The sequence below is a fragment of the Streptomyces sp. col6 genome (assembly GCF_008042035.1).
Lineage (GTDB): Bacteria > Actinomycetota > Actinomycetes > Streptomycetales > Streptomycetaceae > Streptomyces.
The window spans coordinates 1-639 of the sequence record NZ_RDBL01000082.1 but is presented as its reverse complement, the minus strand read 5'-3'; the positions used below and the strand labels follow the sequence as shown (position 1 = coordinate 639).

Sequence of the window (639 nt, the reverse complement as noted above, 5' to 3'; positions counted from 1 at the left end):
GATGGTGTGGGCCACGTCCGCCCGGTCGTTGACGGCGAGAAGCCTGCCGTGACGCTTGCAGGCGTCGGCAAGGACCGCGAGGTGCTCCAGCTCCTCGGCGGCCTCCATGCCCTTGTCGCGCAGCTGGACGATGTCGACGCCGCCGGCGAGCACCGCGTCGAGGAACTCGGGCAGGTCGCCCTGGCGCCTGCGGGCGTCCGTGCACAGGTAGAGCCGGGCGTCGGACAGCTGCGCGCGAGGCGTGGACATGGTGCGGTTCCCCCCGGGGAAGACGGTGACGGCGGATCGGTGGTGCGGCGCGGGGACGCGGGCCGCACCTGGAGTGCGGCCCGCGTCCCCGGTGGTGCGGGTCGGTCAGACGGCGAGCGCCTGGGCGCGGCGCTTCACCTCCGTGCCGCGATTCTCACTCAGTGCCTGCGCGGGCGTGCCCGGCAGGGTGGGGTCGGGGGTGAAGAGCCATTCCAGCATCTCCTCGTCGGAGTAGCCGTCGTCCTTCAGGAGCGTCAGGGTCCCCGAGAGGCCCTTGACGACCTTGCTGCCGTCGATGAAGGCGGCCGGCACCTGGAGCGTCCGGTTCTCACCACGGCGTACGGCGATGAGCTGGCCCTCCTTGACCAGCTGCCGCACACACGCGTCACC

General features: G+C 72.1%; 2 protein-coding genes. Both read right to left on the bottom strand.

All coding sequences use genetic code 11. The features are described from left to right. Positions 1 to 249, bottom strand: a 249-nt coding sequence (locus tag EAO73_RS35550) for a thiamine phosphate synthase (protein ID WP_191134354.1), incomplete at its 3' end; no start/stop codon positions are given. A 105-nt stretch (positions 250 to 354) separates the two neighbouring features. Then, positions 355 to 639: Rv2175c family DNA-binding protein (locus EAO73_RS35545; protein ID WP_147975650.1), on the bottom strand; the 285-nt coding region annotated here is incomplete at its 5' end.